Genomic DNA, 20,727 nt, shown 5'->3' with positions numbered 1-20,727 from the left:
CTACCCGATAAGTCTCTGACCCACAAGGACGAACATGTCTCAACCCTTCTTTCAATGGATGGGCGGCAAGCGCCGTCTGGCTAAGCACATCCTGCCGAACTTTCCCGACCACCAGTGCTACGTCGAGCCGTTCGCCGGCGGCGCGGCGCTGTTCTTCATGAAGGAGCCCAGCAAGGTCGAGGTGCTCAACGACACCAACAGCGAGCTGGTGAACCTCTACCGGGTGGTGCAGCACCACCTCGAGGAGTTCATGCGCCAGTTCAAGTGGGCGCTGGTCTCGCGCGAGATCTACGCCTGGGAGAAGCTGAAGCACGTCGACACGCTGACCGATATCCAGCGCGCCGCGCGCTTCTTCTACCTGCAGCAGCAGGGTTTCGGCGCCAAGCCGAGCCACACCTTCGGTACCGCCACGACCTCGGCGCCCAGCCTCAACCTGCTGCGCCTCGAGGAGCGTCTGTCGGCGGCGCACCTGCGGCTGTCGCGGGTGTACGTCGAGCATCTGGACTGGAAGGAAGTGGTCCGCCGCTATGACCGGCCGCATACCCTGCACTACCTCGACCCGCCCTACTGGCAGACCGCTGGCTACGGCAGCGACTTCCCCCTCGAGGAGTACCAGGCGATGGCCACGATCGCCCGCGAGGTGAAGGGCAAGGTGGTGATCTCGATCAACGACCACCCCGACATTCGCGAGATCTTCGACGGCTTCCGGCTCCAGGAGGTGAGCCTGCGCCATACCGTCGGCGGTGCCGGCGGCAAGCAGGCCGGCGAGCTGATCATCTTCAACTGGTAAGCAACTAGGCCGGAATGGAAAGCTGAGCCGTGAAATTGGAAAGCCCCCATCGCCTTCGGGCGGTGGGGGCTTTTCTGCGTCTGGTGGTTGGCCGTGTGCAAATGGACAAATGACCAAAAGCACAAGGCTAGTCGAGCTGATCCCAGGGCACGCCGGGCAGATTCTCGCCGGGCTCGCGGGTGCGCACCTGGGCGAGCTTCGCCTGGCGATCGGGCGCCGCGGCGAGCTGGTAGGCGCGCAGCGTGCTGATGGCCTTGCCGTTGGCCGTCGTCCAGACCGGGCGGCCGTCGCGCTCACCGGCGCGGATCCAGACCGGCCCCTGGTCGCTGTCGCTCCACCGGCACGCCACCCAGTCGTGGCCCTGGACGCCATCGGTGCGGGTGCAGGTTGCGGCCTTGCCGGTCTCCTGGATGACCAGCTCGAGCTGGCGTTCCTCTTTACGGCCCTGGTCGAATTGGTAGGCGATGACAGCGGCAACCGCGGTCACGCCGAGAATGATCTTCGTGGTGGTTTTCATGCACTTCCCCTGCGTTATATGAGGGAAAGGCTATCATGGCGGGCGCGATCGCGCGGCGTGGGGAGTGCAACGAAAAGCCCCGCCGGGTGGCGGGGCTGGGTGGGTTAGGCTTCTTCGCTGTCTTCGGGCCGCTTGGGCCGAGTGGCATTGCACTCTGGGTAGGTGCAGGCCATGGTTCCGTCGCCCATGTCCTCCCAGTCGTGGTCGCACTCTTCGGTCGGCTTATCTTCCTCCTGGATGGCGGCCTCGCGCTTCACGGCGGCCATTACATGCTGCTGGTCGTTGCTGACGCTGATCGAGCCCAGCACATGGTGCTGCGTGCCGGTAAGCGGCGATCCCATGACCGGCGCGCACATCACCAGGTGGCCAACCAGGAAGTCGAAGTCTTCCGCGTCGATGTTGAACTTGTCATAGACCAGGTCTTCCATCGCGTCCCAGCCATCGTTGTCGTCGCTGAGCTCGCCCGGGAACATGGCCTGCAGGAGGTCGAAGCGTTCCAGGTCGCTTAGCGGTTGGATCTTTGCGTTGCTCATGGTCTTGTCCTTCTGGTTAGCGGCGCGGGCGCCGACGTTTGGGTGATCCCAACTCTTCCAGAATCTCGATCAGGTAGTCCACCAGGGCAGTCAGGAAGCTGACCAGCGCCACCAGGGCGCGCCAGCAGCGCTTCAGCCAGTGCATAGGGTCGCCTCCTCGGTCAGCGCCTTGGCGGCCTTGCCTATGCCAGCGGCGAGGATCTTCCGGCGGCTGGCGGTGCTGTGCTCGCCGCGCAGGCCGGTCAGGGTGGCGAGCATCTCTCTGGCCGCCTTTGCCGGGTCGTCGTCGACGGTCATCTGCCCCCATTCGCGCAGCTCCCCGGTCGGGATCTCGGCGTAGTAGTCGCCTGCGGCCACGCCGTGCTTGTCCAGCTCCTCGCTTTCGGCCAGGGCCTTGGACGCCTTGCGCAGCACGCTGGCTGCGACCTTGCGGCGGCTGGTCTGGCCTTCGCGGCCCTGAAGCGCCTCGAGCAGGGCGAGGGCGTCGCGGGCGGCGCCAGGCGGATTGGCTCGCAGGTCACCTTCCAGCGAGATCTTCGCGTCGCTGACGCTGGTGTGCAGGTAGCGGGTGATATCGCTCATGCCGCGGCCTCCCCGACCAGGGCCAGCAGGGCGCGTTGTGCGGCCCCTGTGGCGTGTTCGCGGGCATACTGCAGCACCAGGGCGCGGTGGGCTGGGTTTCGTGCGTCACGCAGCGGAATGCGGCGCGCTGTGATAACATCGCTCATAGACATGGCTTTCCATCCTCGGTTTGCTTGTGTCTTGCCTGGTGGTCGGTGGCCGCCGGCCCCAGGCTCTCTCCCGGGCTACTCGCCCAAGATCCTCTCGATATCGTCCACCGCGAAGCGACCTTCGCCGCGGCGATACTTCTCGAACAGATCCTCGACCGCTTCGGTCAAGAACTCCCTCACTGGCACGTTGTCGCGGCTATTGGCGCGCATGCCGGCCAGCTTGCGGTGGGTTTCCACCGGCACCTCGAACGGGATGCGCTTCTTCGGCTGGTCGTCGCCAGACACCTCGCGCATCGCCCTCTCGACGTCCTTCCTCGCTGCGCTGCCGGTGCCCCGGCGCGTGGTCAGCTTCTTCCTGTCAGTCATTGAATGAACTCCATCGCTTCGCGGCCCAGCGCCTCGATCTCCTGGCGCGCCTTGTCGTTCTCTGCCAGGTCCATCACGCTGCCGCCCTTCGCGCAGTCGGCGTAGGCCACCCGCTGGGTGGTGTGCGCTTCGAAGATCGGCAGCTCGTACTCGGCCAGCGCCTCGCGCACTTCCCGGCTCAGGTGGGTGTTCTTGATCACCCGCGACACCACGAAGGCGGCCTTCGGGCGGCCGTCGGTCACTTCCTGGCGCGCCTGGATCAGCTCGACCAGGGTGGCGCAGCTGTAGATATCAAACGGCGACGGCTGGCAGGGGATCAGCACCGCGTCTGCTGCCTTCACCGCCGGCGCGGCCAGCTCGCTGATCTGTGGCGCACCATCCAGCACGACGAAGTCATAGCCGCCGGATACGCGCGGCAGATCCTTGGCCACCTTCGTGCCCATGCGCACGACCGGGAAGTCGTCGTCGCTGTCGCGCGTCTCGCTCCACTCGGTGGCGCTGCCCTGCGGGTCGAGGTCCACCAGCAGCACCTTGCGGCCTTGCTTGTGCAGCCAGCAGGCTAGATTCGTGGCCACCGTCGTCTTTCCGGCGCCCCCTTTCTGGTTGAGTATGGCTATCACCTTGGTCATATCGGGCTCGTCTCCTCGGTTTTTGTGGGCTTGCGTCGTGTACATTAGCACAAATGTACAAATGTGCAAATGTCCAACGCTTAGAAAACTACCCTATCCCTGACGCCTGAACGCTCCCTATCCCTTCTAAACGGCCTGCAATGCCCGCCACTATGGGCTTCTCAGGCTTGCCCGCCTTCCTGCCCGGCTGCGCTGTCCTTTCTATGCATGGCCGCTTTTCTCGTCTCTACAGGCTTCTGTGGCGCTCTCTTCTTCTGATCCACCACTGTCCGCATATTCGCAAAATCTACGCGACGGCTCCCGCCATACAATAGGGCTTTATATGTATGCATACGCCGTAACATACACCCTTAGCCCTGCCTATACATACACCCTTACCCCTACACCTAACTAGGGCCACCTATGCATACACAATGCCACCCATACTATACGTATAGTATGGGTGCAAGTGTGTATGCATAGGTGACCCTATCTAGCATGGTTCCTTAGTATGGAGCAGGGTTTGTTATGTATGTATGCAGAACAATAGGGCTTGACGTGTATGCAGCCATGGTCTATAAAGTGCTTATAGGGTTTACCATGTATGCAAAAGAGGGCAGAGCCATGAGCGGGGAATCACGCAAGAAGGTCAATCTGGGCGAGCTGATCGAGTGGCTGCTCGATGAGATCCGGAACATCGACGCCGATGCCGAGCTGGAGCGGAAGGAGAAAACGAAGAAGCTGGCGCGGCTGGCGAAGCGCTTCAAGAACCGGCTGCACGACGATGGCCGCCGCAAGGACGAGGACAAGATCGCGGTGTCGACCTTCCGCCGCTACATGACCGAGGCGCGCAAGGCGGTGACGGCTCAGAACTGGAAGCACCACAGCCTCGAGCAGCAGATCGAGCGGCTGGCCAAGCGGTACCCGAAGTACGCCGATCGCCTGGAGGCCCTGGGCCAGCTCGACGATATCAGCGAGATCCGCCTGGCCCACCGTGAGTTGCTCGACCGGATCCGCGACGACGACGATGCCTACGAGGACATCCGCGCGATGAAGCTCGATCACGAGATCATGCGCCACCTGACCCTGTCGTCAGCTCAGAAGGCGGATCTGGCCGAGGAGGCCGTCGAGACGCTCGAGGAGCGCGCGGTCAACACCGTGGAGATCAACTACCACTGGCTGATGGATCAGGTCTACGAGCTGCTGACCAACCGCGACCGGCTGGTTGACGGCGAGTATCGCCCCTACTACAGCCACCTGGCCCTGGGGCTGGCGCTGGCAACCGGACGGCGCTCGATCGAAGTGCTGAAGACGGGGCGAATCAAGAAGGTCGACCGCTACCAGGTCGAGTTCAGCGGCCAGGCCAAGAAGCGCGGCGGGGTCGACTACAGCCAGGCGTATCACATCTACACCCTGGTGGACGCCGACCTGGTGGTCGAAGCCTGGAACGAGCTTCGCTCGCTGCCGGAGGTGGTCGAGCTCCAGGGCATGGACAACACCGAGATCAACCGGCGAACGGCCAAGACGCTGAACACCCTGGCCAAGCGGGTCTTCAATGACGAGGAGCGGGTCTTCAAGGACAGCCGGGCCATCTGGGCGCGCCTGGTGTTCGAGATCCACTTCACCCGCGACAAGCGCTGGAAGAAGGTGACCGAGGACGTGTTCTGGCGGGAGATGCTGGGCCACGAGGATATGGACACCCAGCGCAGCTATCGGGCCTTCAAGATCGACTACAGCGAGGAGGCGACCGAGGTGCAGGATCCGGCCAGCGAGTACGGCAGCCGGATCGAGGCGCTACGCGCCTTGGATGGCGCGGAAGAACTGGAGAAGAGCCAGGCCATGGCGCGGGTGCACGCCTGGGTGAAGGCCCAAATCGAGCAGGAGCCCGAGGCTAAGATCACGCAGTCGCTGATCAGCCGCGAGCTCGGCACGTACCGGCCAACGATCAAGGCGTACCTCGAGCTGGCGCGCGATGCCCTGGAGACGCCGAACGTCGACGTGGACCGGGTGACGCAGGCGGTGCCCGAGGAGGTGGCCGAAGGCAAGCCCCGCCTAGTTGCACACAAGCAGGATGACGGCTTGTGGCTGGGGGTGGCGAGCGTCAACGGCGTGGAAGTCGCCCGATGCCCTGACATGCCGGGCCGGATCGAGGCCATGAAGGCGGCTTACAGCGCGGCCGGGCAGCGCTGATACAGCCGCACCGTCAGGCAAGACATGCAGTTCAAGGGCTGGCCCGCAGGGGTCGGCCCTTTTTGCTGGCAGGCCAGCTGCTGGCAAAGCTGTCGCGCCTCCTGGATGTGCTCGGAGACGTCCAGGGCGACGGTCTGCAGCGTCTGAGCGTCGACATCGTTGGTGCTGGTGAGCAGCCGAAGCATGGCGTCGGCGCGTTCGAGCCGAGATTCGAGCTGGTCTTGCGTGTCGAGTGCTGCGGTGGCTTGATTCATGTGTTTCCCTCCCTGCGTGTTATGTGCCTGTATAATCATACAGTATTCCTAGCATTGCTTTGGGGCAAACCTGGAACACTTCCCGGCGACCGGCCGAATGCCTTGGCAATACGCTGGCTGCAGTAGTCGAGCGTCCACTCCAGCTGGGCAAGCGGCATCCGGCCCTCGATGATCTGGCGCTTGATCGCTGGCGCCATCCACCGCATCACCTCCCGAAGCGGCGTGGCCAGACTGAGGGGTTTCGAAGCGGCTACGGCGACAGCGTAGAGTTTCTCGCTCTCCGCAAGGGAGGGACTCTTTTCATCCGCTGCTGCTACCCCACCATGCAAAGTGTCACTCTGGCCGCAGGCCGCATCGTTACTGGCTTCGCGGGGAGTGTCACGCTCGGGCGCGGGCATCGGCGTGTGGGTGCTGGCAGTTTCGTGGGTGGTCAGGCTGTGGACGCCCTTCTCGGCGCGCAGGCGCACGTAGTGCATGACCTGCTCCCAGCTCTCCTCGCTGATCGACAGGTAGTTGGTACCGCCCGACTTGCGCTTGTGCACGGTGAGGCCCAGGCGATCCATGATGCTCTTCACGAAGGTGGTCGCGCACTTCGGCGCGGCCTTGGGGTTCACGTAGCGGCCGATCTTCAGGACGTTGTAGAGCTCGATGGCGCCCTGGTCGGCGAGTAGCGTGTCGCGCACCTGGCGGCACTGGTCGACGGTGAACTCGCCCTCGCCGGTCATGGGGTCGACGCCCAGTGCCTCGAACACCTGCAGCAGCAGGTTGCGCGTCGGGCGTTTCCAGCGGTGGCGGGTCAGGGTGACCCGGGCGCGGCGCTGGGCGCGATCGTAGGCATCGGCCTGCTCGTCGGTCGCCTGCAGCAACTCCAGGGCGGTGACGTGGCGGATACCCTGGTCGTCATAGAAGTCGACGTCGTCGTCGGTGATCTCCGGCACGCAGAGCTGATGCTCGATGTGGTGGCGGTCGATCTCGGACTGCTCGGCCTCGGATTTGAGCTCCTGCCGGGAGAGCTTGGCGAAGCGCTCCTCGTCGGGCGTCTCGACGCTGTAGAGGATCTCCAGACGGCGCTGGCGAACTAGGGCGCCGCCTTCCTTGCGGTTGAGCCGGGATGCCTCGACCTCGGCGTCGTTGGTGGCCAGGCGGTTCACCTGGTAGCCGTCGTCCACCAGCATGAGCAGCAGGTGGTTGGCGAAGTCGTTGCGGGCGTGATTCTCGCTCGTCGCGCAGGAGAGGTACATCTCGTCGTAGATGCTTTTCGTGCGGCGCAGCAGGATCTCGTCGTCGGTCTCTTCGAAGTCGCAGGCGACCTCGTCGGCGGCCAGCAGACCGCGGAACAGGGCCTCGCGGTCGGTCTCGCGCATGGTGCGAGAGATCCCGATGCCCAGCACATAGTGCCGGGCGGTGCGATCGCGGCGCAGCATCTGGATGGCGTCGGAGGGGCTGACCGTCTGGCCGCTAAAGATGCCGAAGTGGCGCGTGAAGTGCGGGGTGGTGATCGACACGCCGGAGCTGATCGCCGGCGAGTAAATCAGCACGTCCCAGCGGGTGGCCTCGTCGTTCGGTCGGTCGAGGAAGCGCTCGGCATCGGGGTCGGCCTTGCTTTCCTTGTGCACCAGGAGGACGCGGGCCTCCGGACGGTTCTTGCGGATCATGACGGCCAGCTTCTTGGCACTCTCGGCGCTGTCGTTGGCCACCAGGACACGCTCGCCGGCGACCGCGGCGTCGAGGGCCTGCTGCCAGACCGACTCGTGGTCACTGTGGTCGATGCGGACGTGATCATTCGCGGCGTCGACCTCGAGGACGTGGATCGTCTCGCCGGGACGGGCCATCTCGCAGAGCTCGATCAGGCTGTCGTTGGCGTCGGCGTCGCACAGCAGCACCTGCCGGGCGCTCTGCATGGCCTCGATCAGCCCATCCATGACGCGGGTGGGCTGATCGACCGGGCCGGTGGCGATGTGGCGCAGAACCTGGGAGGCCTCGTCGATGCACAGCGTGTCGACGGTCGTGAACCAGGCGCGGCCGTCGCCGTTGTGAAACTTGGGGTGGGTGATGCTGTTCACGCAGCACGCCAGGTGGGTGACCCAGGGCATCTCGGCGGCCAGCACGTTGCGATAGTGCTGGGTGTTGAGGCGATACGCGGCATCGCCCACCAGGGAGACGCGGTGGGCGATGTAGGCGGCCTTGGGTGCGGCCTGCATGATCGGCCTGATCAGGTGCTCGGTCTTACCCGATCCCATCGGCGCGCGCACGATGACCATGCCGTCGAGCGATTGCACCAGGTGCTGGATGTGCTCGGGCAGCAGCACGTTGCCGTGCTCGGCGCGGATCCCCTCCACCTTGTGGTGCTGGACGTTGGGCCGGGCCAGGGCGTCGGCGGTGAAGCTGCGCAGTCCGGCGGCGCTCTCCAGCTTCTTGCCGGCCAGCCACTTGGCGCGCGACAGCAGGCGGTGGCGGTTGCAGGGCAGGCCCGCGGGGATGGTCTCGCAGACGATGCGATAGACTTCGCGCCCGGTGTACTTGGTGGGAGCCAGCTGCATGCCGGCGTTGACGGCGCGCAGGGCCTCTTCCATCACGTTCATCTGACCGGCCGCGGCGACGCGCTGCAGGCAGTAGGGGAAGAAGCCGGTCTCGACCTCGACCTTGCTGGCCCGGCCGCGCAGGGACTTGGCGGTGGCCTCGAGGCCGAGCAGGCAGTGGAGGTCGTTGAAGTCGGTCGGGCCTTTGCCCGGCTCGATGGCTACCAGGGCTTCCGGCTCGAGCAACTCTTCCCAGCGCGGCATGACGCTGCGCAGCTCCAGGTCGCGGCGGATCTCCAGGGCGCGCATCTGGCCGGCGTTGCCGGCGAGCAGTTTCCAGCAGTCGTTGTCGGCGGCATTGATCGGCCGCAGGTCGGGATGCACGCGGCGGTAGCTGCGCAGCACCTTGACCAGGTTGTCGGCGTTCATTGCCACGATCACGGAGCAGCTGTCGCCCTTGATGGCGGTCTCGGCCAGCCACACGCTCGCGGCGGTGGCGAAGCCCTCGGTGCTGTAGACGCGCTTCGCGTCCAGGCTGCCGATGACGCAGTGCGCCCCGTCGAACTGACCGGGGCGCGCGGCGATGGTGTATTTCTTGAAGCCGGAGTAGAGACGCTGCAGGCCGCGATAGTCGCCGTCGATGCCGTGCAGGGCGAAGGCGACGAACTCGCCGTGGCGATCGCGCATGCGCTTCATGGTCACGACATCGACGATGCTGCCGATCTGCTTGGCGTCGAGATACGGCTCGCTGCCGTCGGCTTCGCCGATCAGCTCGACCGTGTCGAACTTGCCCGGGGCGAACTCGAAGCGCTGATCGCCGCGGCCATGCCAGGCCAGCTCGTAGGCATTGTGCTCGGCTTGGCGGCGTTCCTCGGCGATGCGCTCCTGACGCTCGGCCTCGGCGATGCGCGCGGCGCGCTCCGCGCGCCGCTTCTCCTGTTCGGCCAGCCAGCGGCAGTGCTTCTCGTCGGTGATCTGTCCGCCGTCGCGGCGGTAGAGATCCAGGAGGGCGTCATAGCCTGACCAGGTGGCGGTGAAGCCGCCCTGGGCCTTGGTGTGGAAGTTGAGGTGAGGGAACTCGATGCCGTTGCGGGCGCGCTTGAGCGAGCCGAACACCGCGACCTTGTGCCGGTGGCCCTTGGCCAGGGTGGGGATCTTGCCACGGTACTTCTTGTCGTCGAGGCGGATATGCCCGGCGAGTGCCGGCCAGTCGACCTGGACGTCAGCGGCGATGGCCGCTATCTCGGTGTGGCAGTAGTCGAGCAGCGCGTGGGGGTCGCTGTTGAATCGTTCCTGGTAAAACGCCGTGAGGCCTTGGCGTGGTCCTGTTCCTGTCATAGTCGCTCAATCACCCGAGAGACATGCACAAATGTGCAAATGTCCAAATGGTCAAATGTGGGCAAAACGTTGAACGCTACGTGGTCACGCCATATACTGTGGGAACTTGTGGCTTGCTTTCACTGGCCTGCCCGCTAAACAGACCTTTGAAATCAACAGCTTGCCTCAAGATTGCCGTAGTAAACTGCTTATGTTCTGCGACGTGACTCGCAGCTTCCAACGCCCGGGCCGCTAATCCCGGGCGTTGTTCTATCTGCCCTTCCTAAACTTCCTGATCCTAACGCATAGCGGCGCGCGTAGCGAGATGCCTCACTATGCTACGCCAAAATGTTCTGATTCGTAAAACTTCTTTCTGCTTATTATCATTCGTCGAAGGTGAGATCTATCACCTGGCCGATGACGGTGCCCATGAGGGCGGCGTCGTTCGGTACCGGGCGCATGGGATACTGAGGGTTCCTGGGGCGCAGGTAGAGGTCGCGGCCGTCGCTCACCAGCTGGCGAAACATAGGCGGCCCGGCGCCGTTTTGGTCGGCCACCACCAGGTAATCGTCGGGCTGCGGTTCACGGTCCATGTCGACGATGATCACCGCGCCACGCGACCAGCTGAGGCCGTCCAGGGCCTGCATGGAGTCGTCGCGCAGGGTTAGCCCGTAGAAGCCGAGGTGGCTCTCCATAGGCGGCATCACCCAGCGCTCAGGCGTTGGCAGGGCGGTGTAGTCGCGCTCGCGGCAGAAGGTGGCCGCGTCCTCCCAGCGCAACACAGGCACCAGTAGGCGTGACGCTGCCGGGAACCCGCTGCTTTGCCCAGAGCCCTCGGCTTCGGCCAGCAGGTTGTCCACTGTGGTGCCCAATGCACGGGCAATCGCCGCGGCGATATGGACGCTGGGCGTCATCTCGTCGCGCTCGATCCGGGAGAGGTATCCGGTCTGGATTTTACCGCCGCTGGCATCGCAGACCTGCTGGAGGGTGCGTCCCTGGGCGTGGCGTAAGCGCCTAATGGCGTGTCCTATTTTCATGTACTTATTCTCCACCGATGCTGTTCAAAAAAACAAAGTCGGATACGGAGAACTATTGCGCTTAATTCTTCGAATAAGCAGAATGTGGTAAAGCCCACACCGATGGGATGAAAACCATAATGAGAAAGCACGAAGGATGGCTTGTATGAAACATCGCACCGAAGACCAGGTGATCATCGAGGCGACCCGCCGCTGGTTCGAGAACAGCCGCGAGTCGATCGAGAGCTTCTCCACCACCCTGCTGATCCCCGCCCTGGAAGATGCCGGCCTCGCCGATTTCGATCGAGACTCTGTCGAGAGCAGCGCCGCGGCCTATACCCGTTGGCGTCGCGCGGCATCCATGAAGGTCGGGCGGATCATCCGCGGGACCCAGCCCTTCCCGCTGGCCTGGAAGTGGGTCTGGGTCGGCTGCCTTCCCCAGGAGTACCAGCGCGAGCTTCGTCGCGAGCTGATGGCCATGGCCGGCTCGCTCTACGTGCCGATCCCCTGCTTCGCCCAGCACGGCGACTGCCCCACCCGCGCCCAGGCGCAGCTGCACCGGATCAGCGAGGAGTTCGGCGAGCTGCTGCAGCACGCCCGGCCCGCGCATAACGGGCATTACGACCTGAACGACGACCCCGCCCTGGTCGACCGGATGATGAAGGAAGCCATCGACTTGGTGGAGGTGGTGCTTTCCGAGGTGGCGTCGGCCAGCCGCGCCACCGGCCGCCCGCTGCCGCGCATGCGGATGATCGCCATCGAGATGGGGGAGTGATGATGATCGCAACCTGCATCTACTGCGGCCATGAAGTTCGGTACGGGCCACGCCGAGACGCTACGCGCGACCAGGCGCACCAAGCGCTGATCGAGCATGACCAGGTGTGCCCCAAGAATCCTGTCGTCCAGGAGCGTGACCAGCTTTGCCGGAATCGTGACATGTACCAAGGCCAGGCCGCGCGACAAGCCAAAGAGCTCGAAGCGCTGCGCATTGACAACCGCGACCTGCGCCGTGAAGTCGCTGCCTGGCGGGGTGCATGACGATGGCCATGATCAAGGACGCAATGATCGGCGGGCTCTGGCTCACCGCTTTCGTAGCGAGCATTGGGGAGTGGCTGCTGTGAGTGATGTCGCCGACTTTGCCGGGGAAGCCCAGGCCCTACATGACGCCGACCTGGCCGAGCGCCTTGAGCATGAGCGTCTGGCCCGCGAGGCCCAGCCCGGTACCGAGGAGTGCATCGAGTGTGGCGACCCGATCCCGCCGCGCCGCCGCGAGGCGATGCCGTGGGTGACGCGCTGCGTGCCCTGCCAGGAGTTCGAGGATCACAAGGGTCGACGCCGTCGATGAAGGAGGGGCCGTGCTTGGAGCTCAGGATCTGGCGTACATGCGCCGCACCGTGGTCTATGCCCACGCCACGCCGTCACCGCGGCGAATCAGCGAGTCGGACATGCCGGCGCGCTACGACGACAGCCTCCACCGCGACCGTCTGCCATCGGCCGGCCCACGCCGATGGGAAGCGGAAATGAAGCGAGCCTCGACCCGCCTGGTGGCCAGCCACACCCGGCCGAAGCCGAGCAGCAGCCTGCCGCTGCCGCCCTGGGCGTTCGAGGATGCCAGGGTGGTGCGAGCGATCCGCACGCTCGATCCTGACCACCAGCACTGGCTCCGCTACGCCTACGCCGACTCCCGCGAGTGGACCGACGAGCAGGGCGTCACCGTCGCCCTGTGGCGCCGCTTCGAGCCGACCCTGGGCAATGCCCGGGAGAAGACGCGCAAGGCCTGCCAGGGCCTCGCCCACTTGGCCGCCCAGTGCCACAAGAGCCGCAAGAACAGCGGGAAGGTGCTGCACGAGCCTGCCCGGCTTCAGGAGCTGCTGGGCGCGACCCGGGCGAATTGGGACAAGCACTGGTGCCCGCGTTGGGCCGGCATGCACAGGATTCTGAATCAACTGGATCGAGAAGCGCTCGAGGCGCTGTGGAGGGTGACGGAGTGATCCTCCCCGCCTGCATCCACTGCGGCCAGGATCCGGAGCGCCGCGAGCGCGACGGCCGGGTGATGTTCATCTGTCCTGTCTGCAATGCGCGCGGCGCTGCCGCGACCTGCGAGACTTGGGCGTCGGCGACGTGGCGCCAGGTGAACCGCGACGACCTGCCAACTCATGGCTGTGGTCACCGGCCGCGCTTCAAAGCCCATGAGGGGAAATGGTGGGCCTGCTGCACCGGCTGCCAGCACCTGACCGGCGGCTTCATGTCGATCCAGGGTGCGGTGGCCGGTTGGGCGCGTTCGCTGCGATAAGTGGACAAAAGGTCAAATGTACATATTGACAAATGTCCGGACGAGAGCGATCATTCTGGCAAATTGCCATACATGCGTAAGAAGCCCGCCACCCGAGCGGGCTTTTTTGTGCCCGACATACAAGCCTTGCCCGCCACCCGGCGGGCTTTTTTATTCCTTGAGTACGCAGGGCCGCCATCGAGGTGAGCCATCATGTCTAAGCAAAATGAGAAGCGAGCCATGCCCGAGAAAAACATCGATCTCTGGCACGCGGCCATCGCTGCCTTTCAGCTCTACTGGCCGAACATCTTCATGGCCAGCATGGCATTCATCATCGCTCTGCTGCGAGGCATCTACACCGGCAGCAAGTGGAAGAGAAGCCTGCTCGAAGCGGCCATTATCTTCTTCTTCTCGATCGCCACCGGCCCGGCCGCAGCCACAGCAGGAATCCCCGTCCAGTACGCGACCGCCGGTATGGCGGTCGTTGCGTTTCTGGGCATCGACTTTTCACGTGATCGTCTGACTGACGTTGTCGATCGCTTCCTGAACAAGTGGCAGGGCAGATCATGAATATCGACGACTTGAAACGCCGGCTGATCGCCGAGGTGATCGACCGCGAGGGCGGTTACGTCAATCACCCCGCCGACCGGGGCGGCCCGACCTGCTGGGGGATCACCTTGCAGGTGGCGCGCGACAACGGCTACCAGGGCGACATGCGCGCCCTGCCCCGTCCCTTCGCCGCGAAGATCTACGCGAACCGCTACTGGCACAGCCTGAACCTTGATGACATCGCGGCCATGAATACCGACCTGGCCATGGTGCTGTTCGATTTCGGCGTCAATAGTGGGCCTGGTCGCGCCGCCGAGTACCTGCAGATCCAGCTCAACGTGCTGAACGATCGCGGCCGGCTTTACCCCGATATCGAGCCGGATGGTGCTATTGGACAGCAGACACTAAAAGCGCTTCGAGGGTTTGCTGGATCACGTGGACAAAGCGGCCTTTCACTGCTTTCTCACACCATCAACGCCGAGCGTATCGTGTTCTGTCGCCGACTGGCGGAAAGAAGCGAGAGTCAGGAGGCGTTCACGTATGGCTGGTTCCGGCGTGTGGTCGAGCTGCTCTCTCATGTGCTGCACCAACGCCCGGTGCCGCGTGAATGGATCGATGAAGTCGCAGCTTAGCGGCAGGGGGAATTGTTGTGGAACCTATCAGCATCGCGTTGGGCCTCGCCCAAGCTACGGGCCTGGCCGACAAGATCGGCAGCCTGATCGCAGGAAAGAACGGCCAGGAAGTCGCCGATCGCGTCGTCGACGTGGCCAAGCTCATCACCGGCATGCCTGACGGCAAGGCAGCCCTGGAGGAAGTCCAGGCGGACCCGGGCGCGAAGATGCGCCTCGAGGAGGCGCTGATCGATCGGGAGGTCGAGCTGCAGCGCATCGCCCAGGCTGACCGCGCAGACGCGCGCAGCCTGCAGGTGGAGACGCTCAAGGCCAACCGCGGCTGGCTGTCCGAGAACTTCCTGTACCTGATGACGTTCCTGCTGCTGCTGTTCGCTTTCGGCTTTGCCACGGCGGTGACCTTCATCGAGCTCTCGCCCACCGGCGAGCGCTACGCCGATCTGATCATGACCAGTCTGGTCGCGGGGTCGGTCGGCGGCGTCGTCCGCCTTTTCTACGGCGGCGGTGGCCGCATGCAGCAGCAACAGCTCGGCTCGAAACGCCTGCAGGACTTTGGCGACTACAGCCGCTGACCCCTTTCACGCGCCGCCCAGCGGGAATAGGTACTCCCCCGCCAGGCGGCCGTCACGGGTGAGAAACTCGCGGCTTTCGCGCGTTTTTGGTCGCGGTTTTCGAGTCCTTACTTCCTTTTCAGAAAGGACTTCCGGCGCGGTGCCTATCGCGCCGGGAGCCCAGCAACCACGCAGCTTTGCCCATTTGTGCAAATGTCCAAATGACCCTTTCAGAGAAAGGACATTTGAACATTTGTCCATTTGCACCTTTTACCCTTTGGTCCTTTCTCCTGGAGCGCTCCCGATGGGCGAGATCGTCAGCCGCAAGATGTTCGCCAAGATGGTCGGCAAGTCGGAACGCTGGGTCGGCAAGTGGATCGACGAAGGCATGCCGATCTCCGGCGGTGGCGGCAAGGGTCGCCCGCTGGAGATCGACACCGAGGACGCCATCGACTGGCTGATCCGCCGGGAGATCCGCCGCCAGATTGGCGACGACGAAGACGAGGACGAAGACGGCGTCGGTTCGGCCAGCGCCGAGGATCGCCTGCTCAAGAAGGCCCGCCGGGAGAAGTTGCAGATCGAGATAGACAAGGAGCGCCGTCGCCTGGTGCCGCTGGACGCGGTCGGGAGAATCCTGCACGCGGTCGGCGCAGTATTCGCCACCCAGCTCGACAGCCTGTCGAGCCGGTGCGCCTCAGACCTGGCCGTGATCGATGACCCAGCAAAAGTTCGCGAACGACTCCACACCGAGACCCGCCGCATCCGTGGGTCTACTGCCGAACGCCTTGACTCGGCAGCATCGGAGCTCGTTGCTGAGCTTGACGCGCTTGATTCGCTCGACGGCGAAGATGGTGGAGGCACCGCCGCCGAGGACGAGTGACGAGTGGGCGCGCGACAAGCGCGTGATGCCGCCGGCCTCGCCGGTACCGGGGCCGTTCAACCCCGACAGCAACCCTTACATGAAGCCGATCGCCTGGGCCTTCGCCCAGCCGCAGTTTCGGCGAGTGACCTTCGTCATGGGCACCCAGATGGGCAAGTCCGTGACGATGGAGAATGTCTGCGGTCACCGGCTCGACGAAGACCCGACGCCGGTGCTCTACGTGACGCCGACCAAGCCGCTGATCACCAGCACGGTCGAGCCCAAGTTCATGGACATGTTCCGCGAGTGCGCGGATCTGTGGCGCAAGTACGACAAGCGCCGCTCGACGCAATTCACCAAGTGGCTGGGCGGTACCAAGTTTCGTTTCGCCTGGGCGGGCTCGCCGACCGAACTCGCCGCCGACTCGGCCGGCCTGATCCTAGTCGACGAGGTCGATCGGATCACGAACACCGGCGAGGGCGACACAACCGAGATTATCGAAGCCCGCGGCGACGCCTACGTCGACTCGAAGGTCGGCTACACCGCCACGCCGCTGCGCGGCCGTGTCGACAAGCGGCAGCACCCCGACACTGGCCTCTGGCACTGGCAGCCGGGCAAGAAGGGCGCGGTCACCTCGAAGGTCTGGCGGTTGTGGCAGTCAGGCACCCGCCACGAGTGGGCCGTGCCGTGCCCCGAGTGCTTGGGCTACTTCATCCCCCACCTGGAGCTGCTTTGGTGGCCGGGGCAGGGCAGCAAGGACGAATGCACGCCGGACGAGGCCGAGCGTCACGCCCGGTTGACCTGCAGCTGCTGTGGCACGCCGATCAAGGACAAGTATCGCCCCTGGATGAACGCCCGGGGCGTGGCCGTCGCGCCTGGCGAGTCGGTCACCCCGGCCCGCCGCGAGGGCGACCAGGTGCTCGCCGGCGAGGTACAGGGCACCGCCGAGACCGAGGGCTCCAGCCACTACAGCCTGTGGGTGTCCGGCCTGTGCAGCTTCGCGGCGAAGAAGAGCTACGGCTTCCTGGCGAAGAAGCTCCTGGAGGCGCAGCGCTCCGGCGACCCGGCGACCCTGATGGGCGTCTACAACACTGGCTTTGGCCAGCTCTACGCCGAGGTGGGCGACGTGCCGACCTGGGAGGAGATCCGCGCCATGCGTTGGGCCTATGCCGCCGGCGAGCTGGTCCTGCCGGATCCGCTGCGCGTGTTCTGCACGATTGATGTCCAGAAGACCCGGCTCGTTTACACCATCCGCGCCTGGTTTGCCGGCATGGGTACGCAGCTCCTCGAGCATGGCGAGCTGTGGGGCAACACCGACGAGGACACCGTCTGGGGCGATCTCTCCGAGCTAATCGACAGCGAGTATGCCGGCCATCCGATCAACGAGACCGGGATCGACGTCGGCTATCGCGACGACCAGGTCTACGCCTTCATCAATGCCCACAAGGGCAGGGCGGTGGCGCTGCGCGGCCGCGACAAGCTCGACAAGCCGATCAAGAAAGAGCTGGTCGAGGTCGACCGCAAGGGCAAGGTGCGCAAGCGCGGCGATTCGCGTTGGGCCTTCGATTCGCCGCTGGCGAAGCGCTGGGTGCATAGCCGGATCAGTCGCGCCCAGTCAGGCGACGCCGATCGCTTCCCCGGCTGGTGGCTGATCCCGACCGACGTAACCGACGACTACTGCAAGCAGATCGTCGGCGAGGAGTGGGACGAAGCCGCCGGCAAGTACAACCAGGTCGGCGAGAACCACTACCTCGACTGCGAAGCGATGCAATACGTCATGGCCCTGCGTGCCAAGCTCCACCGCCGCAAGCGCGGCGCCCTGACTCTGGGCGACCTGAAGCGCCTGCGCGATGGCAAGCCCGAGGCCATCGAACACGACGAGGCGGTCGAGCCAGCAGCGCCCGCAACCGAACCCGAACCCTCTCCACCGCCGGAGCCGGCCAAGAAGGCCCGCTTCAAGGTGAAACGACGTAGGCGATAAACCATGCGACCACCTCAGATTCGCGCCGGGGACAGCGTCACCTGGCGCGTCAGCCTGCCCGACTATCCAGTCGAGGCGGGCTGGCAGCTGCACTATGCATTGCGCGGCCCCCAAGGCATCGACCTCGAGGCCCTGGCAGGCAGCGCAGGCGGCTACCAGGTCGAGATCGCCGCGCAGGAAACACGCGAATGGATGCCGGGCCTGTACCGCTGGGTGGCGTATGTTACCGGCAGCGACGGCCAGCGGCTCACCCTGGAAAGCGGGGAGATCGAGATCCAGCCGGATCTCCTCGAATCCGAACCGACCGACATGCGCAGCCATGCCCGGCGGATGCTCGACCTGATCGAGGCCGCCCTGGAGAAGCGCATCCCGAAGGACCAGCAGAGCTATGAGATTGACGGCCAGCGACTCGACCGGATCCCGATCGAGCGCCTCGAGGCGCTGCGTACTCGCTATCAGCGTGAGGTCGCGCGCGAGCGCCGCCGAGGCAATGGCCTGCGTACCGTGAAGTGGAGCTATCCCGCATGAGACGACAGAAGCCGAGCCTGCTGCAGCGTGCCGTCAATGTCGCCTGGTACGCGACCGTCGGCATGAAGCGCAGTTTCCAGGCGGCCCGGCGTTCGCGTCTCACCCAGGGCTGGAACATGCGCACGTCGGCGGGCGATGCCAACCAGGTGATCTACCGCGACCACGAGACGCTGCGACAGCGATCTCGTGAGCAGTCGATCAACAGCCCATACATCAAGCGCTTCCACCGGCTGCTCAAGCAGAACGTGATCGGGCCGCGCGGCATTCAGCTGCAATCGAAAGCGATGACCCCGAGCGGGACGCCTGACAAGCGCGCCCGGGAGAAGATCGAGAAGGCGTGGAAGCGCTTCTGCAAGAAGGGCAACTTTGACGTCACCGGGCGCTACAGCTTCGTGACCTTCATGAACCTGTGGGTCGAGACGCTCGCCCGCGACGGCGAGGTGATGGTTCGCCTGGTACGCGGCTACCCCAACGCCTGGGGCTTCGCCCTGCAGATCCTGGAATGCGACCGGCTCGACCTCAACTACAACGACCTGCTGCCCAACGGCAACCGGGTGCGGATGGGCGTCGAGATCGACGACTGGGAGCGTCCGGTCGCCTATTACCTGCTGCGCGATCACCCCGGTGACACCCAGCAGCGCCCCCCGGCGCGGGAGCGTCACCAGCGGATCCCGGCCAGCGAGCTGCTGCACACCTTCGAGCCCTGGCGGCCACACCAGGCCCGGGGTTTCACCTGGGCGCATGCGGCCATGCTCGAGCTGTTCCACCTGGACGAGTACCGCAAGGCCGAGATGCTCGCGGCCGAGCACGGCGCCAAGCTGACCGGCTTCTTCGAGCAAGACGCCGAGTGGATGGAGCCGCCGGGCGAGGACGAGCAGGACGCCGAGGTCGAGGAGTCGATCGAGGCGGGCACCGCCAAGGTGCTGCCCTACGGCCTCAAGTTCACGCCCTACAAGAGCGACCACCCGGCGACGAACTTCGCGCCCTTCATCAAAGCGGGGCTGCGCGGTACCGCGGCAGGCCTGGGGCCGAGCTACAACCGCCTGGCCAACGATCTGGAGGGCGTCAACTTCAGCTCGATGCGTTCCGGCGACCTGGACGAGCGCGACTTCTACAAGAGCGTGCAGCAGTTCGTGATCAGTGAGCTGCTCGACTTCGTGTTCGAAGCGTGGCTCGAGATGGCCATGCTCAACGGCGCGTTACGCCTGCCGTTCGCCAGCCTGGAGCGCTACCTGGAAGTGAACTGGCAGCCGCGCGGCTGGGACTGGGTGGATCCGGCGAAGGACGCCAAGGCGGCCAGCGAATCCATCCGCAACCGCACCAAGTCGCGGAGCTACTACATCCGCCAGGGCGGTGATGACCCCGACGAGGTCTTCGACGAGATCGCCCGAGAAGAAGAGGCCCTGCGCGAGCGGGGCCTTGCCGTATCCACCGACCCACCGGAATCGCCCAATGAGCAAGACGAAGACGAAGAGCGCGACGCCGCCTGACCAGGTGGTGCGCCAGATCCAGGGGGAGCCCCTCCTGCGTGCACTGACCGTCGTCGAAGAAAGCATCGACCAAGAGGCTCGCACGGTCGAGGTCGCGGTCTCCAGCGAATACCCGTTCCGGCGGTGGTTCGGCATGGAGATCCTCGACCACTCGCCCGAGTCGGTCGACCTGACCCGGCTGAAGAACGGCGCGCCACTGCTCGACCAGCACAACGACTGGCGACAGATCGGCGTCGTCGAAGACGCCTGGCTCGATGGCGATCGCAAGCTACGCGCCCGGGTGCGCTTCTCGCGCAGCACCGAGGCCGAGACGGTCTGGCAGGACGTGGTCGACGGCATCCGCCGCCATATCAGCACGCGCTACCTGATCCACGAGATGGTGCTCGAATCCGAGCGCGATGGCGTGGACACCTACCGCGTGACCCGTTGGGAGCCCTTCGAGGTCTCCTCCGTTTCTATCCCGGTTGACCCGACCGTCGGCGTCGGCCGTTCCCTCGAAGCACCGCAGCACACCATCACCGTCAAGGAAACTCGCATGACTACAGCAGCAAAGACCACCGGCGCCGACGACACTACTACCCCGTCCGGCACTGGTACCGAACAGCAGCGTGGCGTGACCACCCCGGCAGAGCCCCGCGACGACATCCTTGTCCAGGAGCGTCAGCGCGTGGCCGATATCACCGCGATGGGCGACCGCTTCAACCAGCGCAGTCTGGCCCAGGAGGCGATCCAGAAGGGCTACGGCGTCGACCAAGTGCGTGCCATGCTCCTGGAGCGCATCAACCCCGAGTCGACCGCCGCCGGTGGTGGCCAGGGCCGCGACATCCCCAACTTTGCCGAGCAGCAGCGCGGCCTGACCACTCAGGCGCTTGGCGTTACCGAGAAAGAGGCCAAGCGATACTCGCTGATGCGTGCCCTGAATGCGGCCGTCACCGGCGACTGGAAGGACGCCGGCTTCGAGCGCGAGCTGTCGATCGCCGTGGCCGACAAGGTCGGCAAGGAAGCCCGCGGCTTCTACGTGCCCCAC

The 20,727-nt window shown here is 64.9% G+C and carries 25 protein-coding genes; 15 read left to right on the top strand and 10 right to left on the bottom strand.

Annotated features, from left to right (window positions below; translation table 11 throughout):
* Positions 1–34: 34 nt before the first annotated feature.
* Positions 35–790, top strand: coding sequence for a DNA adenine methylase (locus IOC61_RS00115; protein ID WP_195686873.1), 756 nt, complete (start codon positions 35–37; stop codon positions 788–790).
* Between the two features lie 127 nt (positions 791–917).
* Here the strand turns inward: IOC61_RS00115 and IOC61_RS00110 are convergent, their stop codons facing one another.
* The 7 genes from IOC61_RS00110 to parA form a co-directional block, all read right to left on the bottom strand.
* The gene (locus IOC61_RS00110) at positions 918–1,307 is read right to left on the bottom strand and encodes a hypothetical protein (protein ID WP_195686872.1); all 390 of its coding nucleotides are present in this window, start codon (positions 1,305–1,307) and stop codon (positions 918–920) included.
* Between the two features lie 104 nt (positions 1,308–1,411).
* On the bottom strand, positions 1,412–1,840 hold the full coding sequence (locus IOC61_RS00105) for a hypothetical protein (RefSeq protein ID WP_195686871.1): 429 nt from the start codon (positions 1,838–1,840) through the stop codon (positions 1,412–1,414).
* A gap of 16 nt (positions 1,841–1,856) precedes the next feature.
* The gene (locus tag IOC61_RS17770; RefSeq protein ID WP_267491259.1) at positions 1,857–1,985 is read right to left on the bottom strand and encodes a hypothetical protein; all 129 of its coding nucleotides are present in this window, start codon (positions 1,983–1,985) and stop codon (positions 1,857–1,859) included.
* Positions 1,973–2,422 carry a hypothetical protein gene (locus IOC61_RS00100; RefSeq protein ID WP_195686870.1) on the bottom strand — a complete coding sequence of 150 codons (450 nt, stop codon included), beginning with the start codon at positions 2,420–2,422 and terminating at the stop codon, positions 1,973–1,975. The genes IOC61_RS17770 and IOC61_RS00100 overlap by 13 nt, the downstream gene beginning before the upstream one ends.
* A complete protein-coding gene (locus IOC61_RS00095) occupies positions 2,419–2,568 on the bottom strand; it encodes a hypothetical protein (protein ID WP_195686869.1) in 150 nt (49 codons plus the stop codon). The genes IOC61_RS00100 and IOC61_RS00095 overlap by 4 nt, the downstream gene beginning before the upstream one ends.
* A gap of 78 nt (positions 2,569–2,646) precedes the next feature.
* Complete coding sequence (locus IOC61_RS00090) at positions 2,647–2,937, bottom strand: hypothetical protein (protein ID WP_195686868.1); 291 nt, start codon at positions 2,935–2,937, stop codon at positions 2,647–2,649.
* Positions 2,934–3,566 (bottom strand): ParA family partition ATPase, encoded by a 633-nt coding sequence (gene parA, locus IOC61_RS00085; protein WP_195686867.1) that lies wholly within the window; start codon positions 3,564–3,566, stop codon positions 2,934–2,936. Before parA ends, IOC61_RS00090 begins: the two co-directional genes overlap by 4 nt.
* Positions 3,567–4,169: 603 nt before the next feature.
* Here parA and IOC61_RS00080 point away from each other — a divergent pair.
* Positions 4,170–5,735, top strand: a complete 1,566-nt coding sequence (locus IOC61_RS00080) for a protelomerase family protein (RefSeq protein WP_195686866.1) — start codon at positions 4,170–4,172, stop codon at positions 5,733–5,735.
* Here IOC61_RS00080 and IOC61_RS00075 read toward each other — a convergent pair.
* The 3 genes from IOC61_RS00075 to IOC61_RS00065 all read right to left on the bottom strand — a co-directional run bounded on the left by IOC61_RS00075 (position 5,711) and on the right by IOC61_RS00065 (position 10,862).
* Complete coding sequence (locus tag IOC61_RS00075) at positions 5,711–5,989, bottom strand: hypothetical protein (protein ID WP_195686865.1); 279 nt, start codon at positions 5,987–5,989, stop codon at positions 5,711–5,713. The genes IOC61_RS00080 and IOC61_RS00075 overlap by 25 nt on opposite strands.
* A gap of 35 nt (positions 5,990–6,024) precedes the next feature.
* Positions 6,025–9,846 (bottom strand): plasmid replication protein, CyRepA1 family, encoded by a 3,822-nt coding sequence (locus IOC61_RS00070; RefSeq protein ID WP_195686864.1) that lies wholly within the window; start codon positions 9,844–9,846, stop codon positions 6,025–6,027.
* Positions 9,847–10,208: 362 nt separating this feature from the next.
* Positions 10,209–10,862 carry a helix-turn-helix domain-containing protein gene (locus tag IOC61_RS00065; RefSeq protein WP_195686863.1) on the bottom strand — a complete coding sequence of 218 codons (654 nt, stop codon included), beginning with the start codon at positions 10,860–10,862 and terminating at the stop codon, positions 10,209–10,211.
* 145 nt (positions 10,863–11,007) lie between these two features.
* Between IOC61_RS00065 and IOC61_RS00060 the strand changes: the two genes are divergently transcribed.
* The 13 genes from IOC61_RS00060 to IOC61_RS00005 all read left to right on the top strand — a co-directional run.
* Positions 11,008–11,616: a hypothetical protein gene (locus IOC61_RS00060; protein ID WP_229332825.1), complete on the top strand. Its 609-nt coding sequence runs from the start codon at positions 11,008–11,010 to the stop codon at positions 11,614–11,616.
* Positions 11,616–11,879, top strand: a complete 264-nt coding sequence (locus tag IOC61_RS17595; RefSeq protein WP_229332824.1) for a hypothetical protein — start codon at positions 11,616–11,618, stop codon at positions 11,877–11,879. Before IOC61_RS00060 ends, IOC61_RS17595 begins: the two co-directional genes overlap by 1 nt.
* A gap of 79 nt (positions 11,880–11,958) precedes the next feature.
* Positions 11,959–12,186: a TraR/DksA C4-type zinc finger protein gene (locus tag IOC61_RS17850; protein WP_229332823.1), complete on the top strand. Its 228-nt coding sequence runs from the start codon at positions 11,959–11,961 to the stop codon at positions 12,184–12,186.
* A gap of 10 nt (positions 12,187–12,196) precedes the next feature.
* The gene (locus IOC61_RS00050) at positions 12,197–12,832 is read left to right on the top strand and encodes a bacteriophage antitermination protein Q (protein ID WP_324254660.1); all 636 of its coding nucleotides are present in this window, start codon (positions 12,197–12,199) and stop codon (positions 12,830–12,832) included.
* Positions 12,829–13,134: a hypothetical protein gene (locus tag IOC61_RS00045; protein WP_195686860.1), complete on the top strand. Its 306-nt coding sequence runs from the start codon at positions 12,829–12,831 to the stop codon at positions 13,132–13,134. The genes IOC61_RS00050 and IOC61_RS00045 overlap by 4 nt, the downstream gene beginning before the upstream one ends.
* A 192-nt stretch (positions 13,135–13,326) precedes the next feature.
* Positions 13,327–13,683: a phage holin, lambda family gene (locus IOC61_RS00040; protein ID WP_195686859.1), complete on the top strand. Its 357-nt coding sequence runs from the start codon at positions 13,327–13,329 to the stop codon at positions 13,681–13,683.
* Positions 13,680–14,294, top strand: coding sequence for a glycoside hydrolase family 108 protein (locus tag IOC61_RS00035; RefSeq protein ID WP_195686858.1), 615 nt, complete (start codon positions 13,680–13,682; stop codon positions 14,292–14,294). Before IOC61_RS00040 ends, IOC61_RS00035 begins: the two co-directional genes overlap by 4 nt.
* Positions 14,295–14,311: 17 nt before the next feature.
* A complete protein-coding gene (locus IOC61_RS00030) occupies positions 14,312–14,863 on the top strand; it encodes a hypothetical protein (RefSeq protein ID WP_229332822.1) in 552 nt (183 codons plus the stop codon).
* A gap of 283 nt (positions 14,864–15,146) precedes the next feature.
* Entirely contained in the window at positions 15,147–15,722 is a 576-nt protein-coding gene (locus tag IOC61_RS00025; RefSeq protein ID WP_195686857.1) for a terminase small subunit, read from the top strand.
* Positions 15,661–17,682 (top strand): terminase gpA endonuclease subunit, encoded by a 2,022-nt coding sequence (locus IOC61_RS00020; RefSeq protein ID WP_229332821.1) that lies wholly within the window; start codon positions 15,661–15,663, stop codon positions 17,680–17,682. The genes IOC61_RS00025 and IOC61_RS00020 overlap by 62 nt, the downstream gene beginning before the upstream one ends.
* A gap of 3 nt (positions 17,683–17,685) precedes the next feature.
* Positions 17,686–18,210 carry a hypothetical protein gene (locus IOC61_RS00015; RefSeq protein WP_195686856.1) on the top strand — a complete coding sequence of 175 codons (525 nt, stop codon included), beginning with the start codon at positions 17,686–17,688 and terminating at the stop codon, positions 18,208–18,210.
* A complete protein-coding gene (locus IOC61_RS00010) occupies positions 18,207–19,700 on the top strand; it encodes a phage portal protein (RefSeq protein ID WP_195686855.1) in 1,494 nt (497 codons plus the stop codon). Before IOC61_RS00015 ends, IOC61_RS00010 begins: the two co-directional genes overlap by 4 nt.
* Positions 19,663–20,727: hypothetical protein (locus IOC61_RS00005; RefSeq protein ID WP_229332820.1), on the top strand; the 1,065-nt coding region annotated here is incomplete at its 3' end. The genes IOC61_RS00010 and IOC61_RS00005, both read left to right, overlap by 38 nt.

The sequence above is a fragment of the Halomonas sp. KAO genome, from assembly GCF_015595025.1.
Taxonomy (GTDB): Bacteria; Pseudomonadota; Gammaproteobacteria; order Pseudomonadales; family Halomonadaceae; genus Halomonas.
This window is presented reverse-complemented; position numbering and strand designations above follow the sequence as displayed.

Excerpts from the sequence above, each read along its gene's own strand:
- IOC61_RS00025 (WP_195686857.1), top strand. The coding sequence starts at position 15,147 with ATGGGCGAGATCGTCAGCCGCAAGATGTTCGCCAAGATGGTCGGCAAG.
- IOC61_RS00070 (WP_195686864.1), bottom strand. The coding sequence starts at position 9,846 with ATGACAGGAACAGGACCACGCCAAGGCCTCACGGCGTTTTACCAGGAA.
- IOC61_RS17770 (WP_267491259.1), bottom strand. The coding sequence starts at position 1,985 with ATGCACTGGCTGAAGCGCTGCTGGCGCGCCCTGGTGGCGCTGGTCAGC.
- IOC61_RS00100 (WP_195686870.1), bottom strand. The coding sequence starts at position 2,422 with ATGAGCGATATCACCCGCTACCTGCACACCAGCGTCAGCGACGCGAAG.
- parA (WP_195686867.1), bottom strand. The coding sequence starts at position 3,566 with ATGACCAAGGTGATAGCCATACTCAACCAGAAAGGGGGCGCCGGAAAG.
- IOC61_RS00115 (WP_195686873.1), top strand. The coding sequence starts at position 35 with ATGTCTCAACCCTTCTTTCAATGGATGGGCGGCAAGCGCCGTCTGGCT.
- IOC61_RS00090 (WP_195686868.1), bottom strand. The coding sequence starts at position 2,937 with ATGACTGACAGGAAGAAGCTGACCACGCGCCGGGGCACCGGCAGCGCA.
- IOC61_RS00060 (WP_229332825.1), top strand. The coding sequence starts at position 11,008 with ATGAAACATCGCACCGAAGACCAGGTGATCATCGAGGCGACCCGCCGC.
- IOC61_RS00040 (WP_195686859.1), top strand. The coding sequence starts at position 13,327 with ATGTCTAAGCAAAATGAGAAGCGAGCCATGCCCGAGAAAAACATCGAT.
- IOC61_RS00110 (WP_195686872.1), bottom strand. The coding sequence starts at position 1,307 with ATGAAAACCACCACGAAGATCATTCTCGGCGTGACCGCGGTTGCCGCT.
- IOC61_RS00015 (WP_195686856.1), top strand. The coding sequence starts at position 17,686 with ATGCGACCACCTCAGATTCGCGCCGGGGACAGCGTCACCTGGCGCGTC.
- IOC61_RS00035 (WP_195686858.1), top strand. The coding sequence starts at position 13,680 with ATGAATATCGACGACTTGAAACGCCGGCTGATCGCCGAGGTGATCGAC.
- IOC61_RS00010 (WP_195686855.1), top strand. The coding sequence starts at position 18,207 with ATGAGACGACAGAAGCCGAGCCTGCTGCAGCGTGCCGTCAATGTCGCC.
- IOC61_RS17595 (WP_229332824.1), top strand. The coding sequence starts at position 11,616 with ATGATGATCGCAACCTGCATCTACTGCGGCCATGAAGTTCGGTACGGG.
- IOC61_RS00075 (WP_195686865.1), bottom strand. The coding sequence starts at position 5,989 with ATGAATCAAGCCACCGCAGCACTCGACACGCAAGACCAGCTCGAATCT.
- IOC61_RS00095 (WP_195686869.1), bottom strand. The coding sequence starts at position 2,568 with ATGAGCGATGTTATCACAGCGCGCCGCATTCCGCTGCGTGACGCACGA.
- IOC61_RS00065 (WP_195686863.1), bottom strand. The coding sequence starts at position 10,862 with ATGAAAATAGGACACGCCATTAGGCGCTTACGCCACGCCCAGGGACGC.
- IOC61_RS00105 (WP_195686871.1), bottom strand. The coding sequence starts at position 1,840 with ATGAGCAACGCAAAGATCCAACCGCTAAGCGACCTGGAACGCTTCGAC.
- IOC61_RS00080 (WP_195686866.1), top strand. The coding sequence starts at position 4,170 with ATGAGCGGGGAATCACGCAAGAAGGTCAATCTGGGCGAGCTGATCGAG.